This is a genomic window from Parafrankia sp. FMc2 (assembly GCF_041008525.1).
Lineage (GTDB): Bacteria > Actinomycetota > Actinomycetes > Frankiales > Frankiaceae > Parafrankia.
Genome location: NZ_JBFLUG010000064.1, coordinates 1 through 11620 on the forward strand (window position 1 = coordinate 1; position 11620 = coordinate 11620).

The following is an 11620-nucleotide window of genomic DNA, read 5'->3' on the forward strand; positions in this document are numbered from 1 at the left end:
CTTTCGCGAAGCTCTGCGGCGTGAGCCCTATTCCGGCGTCCTCCGGGAGAACGCACCGGCATCGACTCAACCGCGGCGGGAACCGTCAGGCCAACGCCGCGCTCTATCGAACAGTCATCGTCCGCATGAGATGGCATCAGCCTACCATCGACTACGTCGAGCGGCGCACCGCAGAAGGGCTCACGAAGCGTGAGATCATCCGCTGCTTGAAGAGGTATGTCGCCCGGGAAGTTTATCGCCTTCTACCGCCACCGGCCGCTTCCGGTAGCAGCCACGAGAAGGAATCTTCATCGGCACCTCAGGCCGCTTGACATCTATAGGAGCATCAATGCGGTGACCGAGTCGTTCTTTGCGACTCTCGAATGCGAACTCCTCGACCGCGCCACCTTCGCCACCCACGACCAGGCCCGCGGCGCCATCTTCGACTTTATCGAGGGCTTCTACAACCGGCGGCGCCGTCACTCCACCAACGGATACCTCGGCCCCCACGAGCACGAAAACCGCTTCTACGAGTACGATAAGGCCGCATAACCCTTCAAAGCCCTACAGTACCTGTGAACGGAACCGGGCCAACTTCACACTGGTGGGTGATCCAGCCGATGACCTTCTCGCTGTCGTCGGTGAGGACGGGATCCGTCGACCCCGGAGCCGGTGAGTGCGTGCGGGGCGGTCGCGAGGGAGGTGCCGGTGGTGAAGGTCGGGGCGCGACGGCGAGATCGGCGACCGTACGCGGCTTCGTCGCCGGGATCCCTCGGCCGGATGTGAGGCAGTCCTCGGCGGTCACCGCCGCCACGGCCTGCGGATGTGCGGCATGTCTGGGACGATGCTGGTCAGGTGAGCCGGGAAGTCTGGTCGGCATCCGTTGATGCATGTCCAGAAGGGGTCCCTAGTGCCGCGACTGTCTGCCCTGGTTCCTGCTCGGTTGCGTCGGACCACGCCCGCGCCGTTGCGCAGTCGTGACGAGTTCGCCGAGTTCCTGCGACAGGAGACCACCGGCGGTGTGTTCCTGCTGGGCGCGACCGTTCTCGCGTTGGTGTGGGCGAACGTCGCGGCCGGTAGTTACGACGACGTGTGGCATGCCGACCTGGGGTTCGGCCCGTCGTGGTTGCATCTGGACGGGCTGACTGCCGCCGAGTGGGCGGCGGACGGGCTGCTGGCGATCTTCTTCTTCGTGGCGGGGCTCGAACTCAAACGCGAGCTGGTGGTCGGTGAACTCAGCGACCGCCGCTCGGCGACGCTGCCGGTGGTGGCCGCGCTGGGTGGCATGGTGGCGCCGGCGGTGATCTATCTGGCGGTGTCCCGGGGGGCGCCGGGGGCTTCGGACGGCTGGGCGATTCCGGTGGCGACGGATATCGCTTTCGCGCTCGGGGTGCTGGCGTTGGGCGGGGCGCACGTGCCGACGTCGGTGCGGGCGTTCCTGCTGGGGCTGGCCGTCGTCGACGACCTCGGCGCGATCGCGCTGATCGCGATTCTGTTCACGGCGAGTCTCGAGGCCGTCTGGCTGCTCGTCGCGGCGGTCGGGATCGGGGTGTACGCGTGGGGGCAGCGGCGTCGCTGGACGTCGCCGCTGCTCTACGTGCCGCTCTCGGTGGCGGTGTGGGTGGCCGTGCACGCCAGCGGGGTTCACGCGACCGTCGCCGGGATCGCGTTGGCGCTGGCGACCCGGGTGCGGGCCGACCCCGAGGAGGAGTGTGCACCGGGCGTCCGGCTCGAGCACCGGCTCCACCCGGTCTCGGTCGCCGTCGTGGTGCCGATCTTCGCGGTGTCGGCGGCCGGGGTGTCGTTGGCACCGGCGGCGTTGCGCGACGTGGTGACCGAGCCGATCACGCAGGGAATCGTCGTGGGTCTTCTCGTCGGCAAGTTCGTCGGCGTGCTCGGGGCTTCGTGGCTGGCTGTCCGCGTCGGCCTGGCACGGCTGCCGACTGGTCTGGCCTGGCGTGACGTCCTGCCCGTCGGGCTGCTGGCCGGTATCGGCTACACCGTCAGCCTGCTGATCGCGTCGTTGGCGCTGCCCGACGAGGAGTCGGTGGAACGCGCGGCGACGGCGGTCCTGGTGGCGTCGGCACTGGCGAGCGTCGCCGCACTGACGGTGCTGCGACGGCAGGGCCGCAAGGCCGCGCACTCCTCGCCCGCCGGCGGCCCCGAGTAGGTCTCTGGACAGATCAGACGAGGCCGGCGGGCTTCCCAGGTCGCGGGCCGGACCACTGCCGGGCCGGACCACTGCCCAGAATCTCCGCTGAGTCCTGCTGCGCAACGCGGCACCGTCTCCTGCCTGGGCGAGCAGCTCGGCCAACCAGGGTGCAGCTCTGACCTGGCTAGAAGCGGTGAGTGATCTTGCTTTTGGCGAGGGCGGAGCCGGCCTTGGCGGCTTTGACGTACCAGAGGCGGGCGAGTTGCTCGTCGCCTCGGCGTCCGTACATCGCGCCGACATTATGCATGGCGTCGGCGTCGCCGGTGTCGGCCGCGCGCTGGAACCAGTGCTGGGCCTGCCCGTCGCCGCGCAGTTCCAGCAGCCGTCCGAGGTTGGACATGGCGCGGGGATCGTCGTGGGCGGCTGCTTGCCGGTACCGGTGTTCGGCTCCGATGAGGTCGCCGCGTTGCTCCAGCAGCCAGCCCAGGTTCGTCGTGCCCTGGAGGTGCCCGGCCCGTGCGGCACGTTCGTAGAGCTCTTCGGCTTCGGCGTTGCGTCGCTGGCTTTCGCGTACGACGGCGAGGTTGGCGCAGGCGTTGACGCTGCCCTCGTCGACGGCCTTGCCCAGCCACGCTTGGCCTTCAGCGTCGCCGCTGGGCCGCTGGCTGAGCATCCAGCCCAGGCTGTCCATGCCGTCGGGATCGCCGGCGGCGGCGGCCCGCCGTAGCCAGGGTTCGGCCTCCGCCACCATCCCCTCAGCGGCCAGCCAGGTCCCCGCGGTGGCCATGCCGTGCGCATCGCCGGTGATCGCTGCGGACAGCAGCCGCGCGGCCTCACCGGTGAGCATCTGCCGCAACGGCGGCCCTGCGGCGGTGTTCTCTGCGGCCACCGCCCGTATGAGCCAGGACATCGCTCCTTGCCGATTCCCGCGCCGCAGGTGAACGGCCGCCAGGTTGTTCATGGCCTCGGCGAAGCCGTCATCGGAGGCCCGCCGGAAGCAGCGTTCGGCCTCACCGGTCTCGGCCCGCTCCAGCAGCAGCACGGCCAGATTGTTCATCGCGCGGTGGCTGCCCTGCTCCGCGGCGGCGCGGTAGCAGTCCTCGGCCTGCGCGAGGTGTCCGCGCTGCTCCAGCCACTCGGCCAGAACTCCCCAGCCGTACGCTCCGATCGAGGCGGCCGCCGCACGCAGCCGCCGCTCGGCCTCGTCGGCGGGCAGCAGCTCACCCAGCCGCGCCGCCGCGTTCGACCGCTCGAACGGGTCCCCATCGGCAGCCACCGCCCGGGCGTACCACGGCTCGGCGTCACCCGTGTGATGCAGCCGGCAGAAGTCGCCGATAGCCAGCAGCACGGCCGGATCCCCCGCCTCGGCGGCGGCCTCCCGCCACCGGGCGCTCTCGTCTGGACGGTCGCGTTGTGCCAGGGTGACGGACCAGACGAACATTCCCAACGCGTCCCCGGCCTCGGCCGCCCGCCGCCACCAGTCCCCGGCCTGCCGGTCCGGGACCGGACCGCCCGGCAACAGGTAGGTGATCAGGCCGCTGTCACGCTCGCGCGCGGCCACGTCGGCCCGCACCATTCCCAGATTCACCATCGCGGCGGCGTCCCCGGCTTCGGCGGCCCGCTGGAGCCATTCCTTGGCGCCGCGCAGGTCGCCTGCCTGGGCGAGCAGCACACCCAGGTGCCTCATCCCGGCGAGGGAACCGGCGGCAGCGGCATTGGCCAGCCACTGCCGGGCCTCGGACCGCCGGCCCCGCAGCAACAACCAGCACGCCAACTCCACCATCGCGGCCGGATCACCCAGGGCCGCCCGCAGCCGAAGGCCGGCCTGCCCGCTCATCGCCGGCCTCCTCGGACCGCGTGGGAATCGGGGGCGGCTGTTCGTTCGGCGGGGTGCCGCGGACCACCGCGGCTCATCGGCCTGGTCACGGGCGGTTGCGGAATCACCGGTCGAGGTTCGGGCCGGGGGGTGCGCTCAGCCATGGCGACCTCCGGGGAACTAGGCACACATCAAAGGTAAAGATTGTTCAACAATCCTGCAATACTGGGCTCATGGGGACACCTCCAGCGGAAGGCAACTGGGTCGTGCGGCTGACCGACGACCGCGCACGCCTCGACCGCGGCGGCTACGGCGAGCGGGTGGCGGACGTGCTGCGCGAGCGGATCACCGAGGGCGTCTTCCCGCCCGGTACCCGCCTGAGCGAGGACGCCCTGCGCGAGGCACTCGGCGTGTCCCGCAACACGCTGCGTGAGGCGTTCCGGCTGTTGGCGCACGAGGGCCTGCTCACCCACGAGTTCAACCGCGGCGTCTTCGTCCGGAAGCTGGCCGCCGACGACGTTCGCGAGCTCTACGCGTTCCGCCGGATCATCGAGGGCGCCGCGGTCCTGGCCGCGGCCGGCGCGCCACCCGGCGCCCTGGAGCGCGTCCGCGAGGCGGTCGAGGGGGCCGAGTCCGCCGCCGGCGACGGTGACCAGGTCCGGGTGGGCACCGCGAACATGCGGTTCCACCAGGCCATCGCCGACCTGGCCGGCAACCGACGCCTCAGTGAGACCGTGCGCCGCCTGTTGGCCGAGCTGCGCCTGGTGTTCCTGGCGATACCGGCCGCACAGAACCTCCACCAGCCCTACGTCCGGGACAACCGGCAGATCTATCGGCTGCTCGCCGCCGGCGAGCCCGCCGAAGCCCACCGCGTCCTGCTCGCCTACCTCGACGGCGCCGAACGCCGACTCCTGGACGCCTTCCCCCCGCACCCGGCCGGCACCACCCCCGCGGCCGGCTCCGGTCCGCCGGCCCTGCTGGTCACGCCGCCATGAACGCCGTTTTCTGGGTACTGCAGGGCGCGCTCGCCGCGCTGCAACTGCTGTCCTTCGCGAGCATGCCGTACCTGGTACGCCACGGTCACGCGCGCCGGCCGGTCGGAGCCGCAGCGGCGGCGACGTTCGGGTTGTGCTGCGGCCTCGGGCTGGTGGTGCCCTGGCTGACCGGCCACGCGCAGGTCCTGACCCCGATCGCCGCCACGGCCACCGTGCTGGCCGTCGTGTACGACAGCGTGACCAACCGCCTGGACACCGCAGACGTCGCCTTCAACACGACGGTGCTGGTGATGGCGGTGGCCGTCGCGGCGGGCCGCTTCCACGACCTGGCCTCCGGCACCGCCCCGACGCTCACCGGGCAAGGTCCCCTCCTCGGCGGCGCCGCCCTGCTCGTCCTCACCATCTGAAGCACGATGACGATGGCGTAGCCGAGCGGTCTATTGATGGACGTGCGCGCGCTGGCCCTCACGGTCGAAGATCATGATGAGTTCGGCGGGTTCGTGCAGGGCACTGAACGAGTGCGGGGTCATGGTCGAGAACTCGGCTGCCTCTCCGGTGTTGACGTCGATCTCCCGGTCGCCGAGCCACAGGCGCACCCGGCCTTCGAGTACGACGAACCAGTCGTGGCCCGGGTGGACCCGCTGATCAGGCCGGCGCACCGAGGGCTCGAGGCGCATCCTGATCGCGATCGTCTGCCCGCCGGGCCCACTCAGGGGCCAGGTGGTGCGCGTGCCGGAACTGTGAGGTGCCGGGCGGACGACGACGTCCTCGTCGTTGGTGCGCTCGAAGAGCACGTCAAGGCTTATCTGCAGCGCCTCGGCCAGGGGCACGAGCACGTCGAGGCTGAGCGTCCTCCTGCCGGTCTCGACCCGGCTGATGGTGGACGGGCTGAGGTTGGTGCGTTCGGCCAGTTCGTCCAGCGAGTAGCCCAGCGTTGTGCGCAGGCTGCGCAGCCGCGAGCGAGTCAGATCCTCGATGTCGGACACGCTTCTCATTCGCCCATCCTCGCTCGCCCTTGCGATTTCTGCAAACCATTTTTCACTCGGCGCGGGCGGTGCATACCGTCGAGGGCATGGCAGACCACAGCGCGCACCCCACTATCGAACGGCACTGCGACGTCGCGGTACTCGGCGGATCCGCGGCGGGGCTGGCTGCCGCCCTCCAACTCGCTCGCCAGCGGCGCTCGGTCATGGTGGTCGACGACGGCACGCCTCGCAACGCTCCGGCCGCGCACATGCACGGCTACCTCGGCCGCGAGGGCTCACCGCCCTCGGAGCTGGTGACGATCGGGCGCGAGGAGATACGCAGCCACGGCGGGGAAGTTCTGCTCGGTCGGGCCGTCGCCGTCCGTCGCGGTGACGACGGCCGGTTCCACGTGGAGCTCACCGGCGGCCACAGCCTGATCGCCCGTCGCGTGCTCGCCGCCACCGGCATCGTGGACGAGCTGCCCGCCGTCGACGGACTGGCCGAGCAGTGGGGGCACAAGGTGATCCACTGCCCGTTCTGCCATGGCTTCGAGGTCCGTGACCAGCGGCTGGTGCAGATCGTCACCCACCCCATGGGGCTTCACCCGACCGCGCTGTTCCGGCACCTGGCCGACCACCTCACCGTCGTGCTGCACGACGAGCCGGACGTCGACGACGCCGTCCTCGAAACCCTGCGCAAGGCCGGCGTACCCATCGTCCGAGACATGGTCCGGCGAGTCGTGACCACGCCCGCCGGCCAACTGGCCGGTGTCGAACTGGCCGGTGGGACCGTGCTCCAGGCCGACGCCGTGGTCGTGGGCCCGCACTTCCACGCCCGGGCCGAGGCGCTCGCCACCGCCGGCGTCACCACCACGCCCCATCCCACCGGCCTCGGGGATGCGGTCGAGGTCGACCCGACGGGCCAGACCGTCGTGCCCGGGATCTTCGCCGCCGGTAACCTGACCGACCCGAGCATGCAGGTCCTGCAGGCCGCCGCCCATGGCAGCCGGGTCGGCGCCATGATCGCTTCCGACCTCGCACACGACGATCTCAGCACCGACGCCCGGACGTCCGGTGAACGGGCCGACTGGGAGCACCGCTACGGCACCGCCGAACCGATCTGGAGCCGTAACCCCAACGGCACCCTGGTGGGACAGATCGGCGACCTGGCTCCCGGTCGAGCGCTCGATGTCGGTGCTGGCGAGGGGGCCGACGCGCTTTGGCTGGCCGAGCAGGGCTGGGAGGTCACCGCCTCCGACATCTCCGGCAACGCCCTCGCCCGCGTCGCCGCCGAGGCCGACCGCCGGAACCTTGCCGTCCGTTGCCTGCACAGCGACGCGAACGACCCCGACGCCTTCGGCACCGACACCTACGACCTCGTGTCCCTGCAGTACGGCTCCTTCCACCGCACCCCCGACCAGCGCGGCCTGCGCAACCTGCTCGGCGCTGTCGCCCCCGGCGGCACGCTCCTCGTCGTTGGCCACGACCTCGCCCCCCTGCACGATCCCGTCGACGTGAGCAGGCAGACCCGCATCTTCGACCCCTACGCCTACGTGGGCGTCGACGAGATCGCCGCCGCCCTCGACGAGGCCACCACGTGGCAGATCGAACTCCACGAGACCCGGCCCCGTCCCACCGGCGCGGCCACCACCCACCACGTCGACGACGTCGTGCTGCGAGCGACAAAGGCCTCGGCAGGCCGGGCGGGAAGCGGTTCGGTAGGTGTCGGTGCCAGGTTCTCAAGGTAGGTGAAGGTGTCGCAGGCCGGGACGAACGACCGCGGGGTCTTGCGTTCCTCGAAGCCGTAGGCGGTGCGGCCGGTCTCCCGCCTCAGGCGACTGCTGGGAGAAAGATCCGCGTCGGCCGTCAAATCCGGTTTCCTGCCAAATGGGCTTCGAACCCGTGCATGTCACTGCTGACGGGCACCAAGCCCGAAGGAACGAACAGGCGCGGAGTGCAGCCGAACATCGCTGACGGATCTCGTATCGTTACCCAGATTCCGTCAACCAGGCTAGATTTTCACCTTTGGTAGTCGATCAACTACCCTCGGGTGCCCCCAACGGGATTCGAACCCGTGCTACCGCCTTGAAAGGGCGACGTCCTGGGCCGCTAGACGATGGGGGCCGCGAAACCGGGGATGAGGTGGGTGACCACCGCAGCGCCCAGCATCAGAACACCGGTAAGCATAGGCGATCGGCCGTGCCGCCGACAAACGCCGTCGGCGGCACGGATCGGCCCGGCTCAGCGGCGGCGGAGGATCTCCCAGCCCGGTGTGAGCGCGGGCCGCGGGTCGGCGCGGCGGTAGCGGGAGCGGAAGAACGCGCGGACGGGGCGCCCACCGATCGCGATCGTGTGATCGATGCGCAGCGGCGCGGCGGCGCCTGCCGGGCCGAGGACGTCGAAGGACAGCGTGACGTCGTCCGCGGCGGGCCGCGGGGTGTTCGGATCATAGACCCGCAGGGTGACCCGACGCCCACGCTGCTCGTAGCCGTAGGCGAGGACCTGGTGGTTCAGGCCGAGCCGCATCGGGTCGGCCGACCGGGTGGTGATGATGCCGAGCGGGCTGAGCAGGCCGCGGTCCAGGTCGTGGCGGATCAGCGGCCACTCCTTCGCCACGCTGGTCGAGGAGGCGCCGGGCAGCCGCAGCCGGCCGCGGGCGAGCTCGGTGTCGGTGTCGGCGGCGCTCATCAGGCGGTAGTACCGGTAGACCCCGCGGGGGCCGTCGAAGCTGTCGAACAGCCGCCGTACGAGGTAACGGTACAGCGGTGTCTCGGCGGTGGGCGGGCTGGACGCCGGCGGGGGCGCGAGGCCGAACTCGAACAGGTCCCGCACGGTATAGATCATTCCGCCGCACAGGCCTCGGCTCGCGTCCCCGATCGGGATCGAGCCCAGGCCGGCCACCGGGATCCGCAGGACCGGCTGGCGGGGGAACGCATTGACAAACGCGAAGGCGTGGATGCTGGGCACGAAGTTGGACACGGCTGCGCGCGTCAGTGCGCTCCCGTTGTTCACACCTCCATTCTCGTGCCTTCCGCACCATCCGTGGGGGCAAAACGGCGCCCTCTGTGAGGAGTGGCGAAGTTTGTCCGGATGGGAACAGGCCACTGAAAGCCCGGTAGCTACGGGCCGCGTCTGGCTCGTCTCTCCCTGTGTCGTCCTGGTGGTGTACCGGGTAGGCGGATCGGTGGAATCCGGGCAGCGGGGAAACCCGCCGCCGGTCCCGGCTGGAGGCTGCTGCTCGGCCGGCGGCCGTCCTGCGGGTCCGGCGGGTCCGGCCGGTCGGGCCGGTCCCGCGGGTCTGGATGGTCCGGCGGATCGCGGCGGTCGAGTGCGTTCAGTGGGTCCGGCGCGTCGAGCGCCACGCGGACGGCCTCCGCGAGTGCGTCGGGGGTGAACGGCTTGGGCAGGTAGCCGACACCGAGGCTCGCGCCGTGGCCGGCAAGCATGCCGCGGCTGTAAGCGGAGGTGAACACGACCGGTAGGCCGGGGAACATCCTGGTCAGCTCCTCGGCGAGTTGGCGGCCGTTGCGGCCGGGCAGGATGACGTCGGTGACCAGCAGGTCGACGGAGGTCAGGCCGCGAGCCAGATCGATCGCCATCCGGCCGTCCGCGGCGCACACCACGAGGTGGCCGGCGGCCCGTAGGACCCGTTCGGCGAGTTCGCGCACGGCGTCGTCGTCCTCGGCGAGCAGGATGGTCGCCCGCCCGCGACCGGGCCGGCGGTCGTCGTGGCACAGCGGCCACGTCGGCGTGATCTCCTGTGGATGAGCGGGCCGCCGGCCGGCGACGCTGCCGTCCGACGCCCCTGCGGCCAGCTGACCGGCAGCTCCGCCGGCTCTCCCCGGGACTCCGCTGCCTGCGGTCTCCGCGGCGTCGGAAGCGCTGCCGGTGGCTCCGGTGGCTCCGACAGCTCCGACAGCTCCGACAGGGCCGACAGCTCTGGCCGTCCCGACAGCTCTGGCGGCTCCGACGATTCCGGTGAGTCCGGCGGTGGCGGCGCCGACGCTGGGCGGGCCACCGGCAGGGCTGTCCGGGCGGGTGTGGGACGACGCCGGCAGGTCGACGCGGAAGGTGGCGCCGAGTCCCGGCACGGAGTCGACGCCGACGGTGCCCTCGGCCTGCCGCACGATCCCGTAGACGGTCGCGAGCCCCAGCCCGGTGCCGCTGCCTGGTGGCTTGGTGGTGAAGAAGGGCTCGAAGATGCGGGCGCGGACGTCGTCCGGCATGCCGTGCCCGGTGTCGGCGACGGTGAGGCGCACGAACGGCTGGGTGAGTGTGCCGCGAGGCATGGTGAAGCCGTACGCCGGTGTGGTCTCGTCGAGGAGGTCGACCCGGATGAGCAGCCGGCCGCCCTCCGGCATCGCATCGCGGCTGTTGACGACCAGGTTGACCAGTACCTGCTCCAGCTTGCCCCGGTCGATCCGGACGACGGCCGGCCGTGGCGAGAGGATGACCACGAGATCGATGTCCTCGCGGATGAGCCGGCGCAGCATGGCTTCCAGCCCGCGGACCAGGTCGTTGAGATCGACCGGCCCGGGCCGGACGTCGCTCGTCCGGGAGAAGGCGAGGAGCTGGCTGGTCAGCCCGGTGGCGCGTGCCGCGGCGTCGCGGACGGCGGTCAGATCCTGGCGGACGCCGCCGTCGAGGTCGCCGCGCGCGAGCACGAGGGTCGCGTACCCGTCGATGACGGTGAGCAGGTTGTTGAAGTCGTGCGCGATGCCGCCGGCGAGCTGCCCGAGAGCGTCCAGCCGCTGTGCCTGGCGCAGCTGGGCCTCGATGTTCTTCTGCTCGGTGATGTCGGTGACGATCACCAGCGTCCCGTCGACGGCGCCCGAGGGGCTGACCCGGGCGGTCAGCGCCACCTGGGCGCAGACCTTCCGTGCCTCACTGTGTCGTAGCCGCACCTCCAGCCGGCGGGCCACGCCGCCGCGGATGGCGTGGAGCGCGTCGAGGGCTTCGGCCCGGTCGACGTCCAGAACGAGGTCGACGAACGGAGTGCCGGGAGCGGGCCCCCCGACGAGTGCGGCGAACTGGGTGTTGCAGTAGGTGATCTCACCGGTGGCACTCAGGAGGACGACGCCGTCCGAGGTCGTCTCGACGATCTCGCGGTAGCGCTCCTCGCTTTCGCGCAGTGTCCGTTGGGTGGCCTCTCGGAGCCGGAGATCCTCAAAGAGGGCGGCGCCACGGACGAGCGCCGGGAACCTGCCACGTAATGTCCAATACCAGACACCCACCGTGGCGGTCAGGACATCCCAGCCGGTGGCGAGGAAGTGGATGTCGATCAGGCCCGGTTCGGCCGACACCCCGGTTCCGGTGGAGGTGCTGGTTCCGGTGGACGTGACGGTTCCGCCGAGGCCGGTTCCGCCGCCGGTGCCGTGCCCGCTGTGGCTGGTGCCGTGCGGGTCGTGAAAGATGTGCGAGCCGTGGCCGATCGCGCACGTGAAGAAGATCGCGGCTGTCGCCAGGCCGAGCGGATTGTTGCGCCACTGACCGGACCGCCACAGGCCGCGCGCGATCGACAGGCAGATCGCCAGGTACGCGGCGGTCGTGGCGGCGTTCGCCAGCGTGGACGTCGCCGAGCCGCTCATGGGCCGGCGCCTCGACCCAGGGCGAGCTGTGTGCGCGAGTAGGCACTTCTGGTGACGGAATCCCCCACGGGGCCCATCCTGCTCCGTTCCGTGTCCGAGCGGAATACAGACCACTGTGGTCCCGG

At 71.0% G+C, this 11620-nt stretch carries 9 protein-coding genes, 1 tRNA gene and 1 pseudogene; 6 read left to right on the forward strand and 5 right to left on the reverse strand.

Annotated features, from left to right (window positions below; translation table 11 throughout):
- The 3 genes and pseudogenes from AB1460_RS21220 to nhaA all read left to right on the forward strand — a co-directional run.
- Positions 1-311: transposase (locus AB1460_RS21220; RefSeq protein WP_368963545.1), on the forward strand; the 311-nt coding region annotated here is incomplete at its 5' end.
- A 16-nt stretch (positions 312-327) separates the two neighbouring features.
- Positions 328-531, forward strand: a pseudogene (locus tag AB1460_RS21225) (IS3 family transposase); the annotation flags it as partial.
- A 391-nt stretch (positions 532-922) separates the two neighbouring features.
- Positions 923-2149, forward strand: coding sequence for a Na+/H+ antiporter NhaA (gene nhaA, locus AB1460_RS21230; protein WP_368963546.1), 1227 nt, complete (start codon positions 923-925; stop codon positions 2147-2149).
- A gap of 166 nt (positions 2150-2315) precedes the next feature.
- On the opposite strand, the gene AB1460_RS21235 is transcribed toward nhaA, so the two are convergent.
- Positions 2316-3968 (reverse strand): tetratricopeptide repeat protein, encoded by a 1653-nt coding sequence (locus tag AB1460_RS21235; protein WP_368963547.1) that lies wholly within the window; start codon positions 3966-3968, stop codon positions 2316-2318.
- Between the two features lie 212 nt (positions 3969-4180).
- On the opposite strand from AB1460_RS21235, the gene AB1460_RS21240 reads away from it, so the two are divergent.
- Both AB1460_RS21240 and AB1460_RS21245 read left to right on the forward strand, forming a co-directional pair.
- Positions 4181-4942 (forward strand): GntR family transcriptional regulator, encoded by a 762-nt coding sequence (locus AB1460_RS21240; protein WP_368963548.1) that lies wholly within the window; start codon positions 4181-4183, stop codon positions 4940-4942.
- Entirely contained in the window at positions 4939-5349 is a 411-nt protein-coding gene (locus AB1460_RS21245) for a hypothetical protein (RefSeq protein WP_368963550.1), read from the forward strand. Before AB1460_RS21240 ends, AB1460_RS21245 begins: the two co-directional genes overlap by 4 nt.
- Positions 5350-5379: 30 nt before the next feature.
- Here the strand turns inward: AB1460_RS21245 and AB1460_RS21250 are convergent, their stop codons facing one another.
- Positions 5380-5937, reverse strand: coding sequence for a helix-turn-helix domain-containing protein (locus AB1460_RS21250; RefSeq protein WP_368963552.1), 558 nt, complete (start codon positions 5935-5937; stop codon positions 5380-5382).
- A 77-nt stretch (positions 5938-6014) separates the two neighbouring features.
- Here AB1460_RS21250 and AB1460_RS21255 point away from each other — a divergent pair, with 77 nt between their 5' ends.
- The gene (locus tag AB1460_RS21255) at positions 6015-7655 is read left to right on the forward strand and encodes an FAD-dependent oxidoreductase (RefSeq protein WP_368963554.1); all 1641 of its coding nucleotides are present in this window, start codon (positions 6015-6017) and stop codon (positions 7653-7655) included.
- A 303-nt stretch (positions 7656-7958) separates the two neighbouring features.
- Here the strand turns inward: AB1460_RS21255 and AB1460_RS21260 are convergent.
- From AB1460_RS21260 to AB1460_RS21270, 3 genes are all read right to left on the reverse strand, one after another.
- Positions 7959-8031 (reverse strand) — tRNA-Glu (locus AB1460_RS21260).
- A 117-nt stretch (positions 8032-8148) separates the two neighbouring features.
- Positions 8149-8919 carry a hypothetical protein gene (locus AB1460_RS21265; RefSeq protein ID WP_368963555.1) on the reverse strand — a complete coding sequence of 257 codons (771 nt, stop codon included), beginning with the start codon at positions 8917-8919 and terminating at the stop codon, positions 8149-8151.
- A gap of 107 nt (positions 8920-9026) precedes the next feature.
- Positions 9027-11495, reverse strand: coding sequence for an ATP-binding protein (locus tag AB1460_RS21270; protein WP_368963557.1), 2469 nt, complete (start codon positions 11493-11495; stop codon positions 9027-9029).
- Positions 11496-11620: the final 125 nt, after the last annotated feature.

What these genes read in the sequence shown, in the direction of transcription:
- AB1460_RS21235 (WP_368963547.1), bottom strand. Translation starts at nt 3,968, where the DNA reads ATGAGCGGGCAGGCCGGCCTTCGGCTGCGGGCGGCCCTGGGTGATCCG.
- AB1460_RS21240 (WP_368963548.1), top strand. Translation starts at nt 4,181, where the DNA reads ATGGGGACACCTCCAGCGGAAGGCAACTGGGTCGTGCGGCTGACCGAC.
- AB1460_RS21245 (WP_368963550.1), top strand. Translation starts at nt 4,939, where the DNA reads ATGAACGCCGTTTTCTGGGTACTGCAGGGCGCGCTCGCCGCGCTGCAA.
- AB1460_RS21250 (WP_368963552.1), bottom strand. Translation starts at nt 5,937, where the DNA reads ATGAGAAGCGTGTCCGACATCGAGGATCTGACTCGCTCGCGGCTGCGC.
- AB1460_RS21255 (WP_368963554.1), top strand. Translation starts at nt 6,015, where the DNA reads ATGGCAGACCACAGCGCGCACCCCACTATCGAACGGCACTGCGACGTC.
- AB1460_RS21270 (WP_368963557.1), bottom strand. Translation starts at nt 11,495, where the DNA reads ATGAGCGGCTCGGCGACGTCCACGCTGGCGAACGCCGCCACGACCGCC.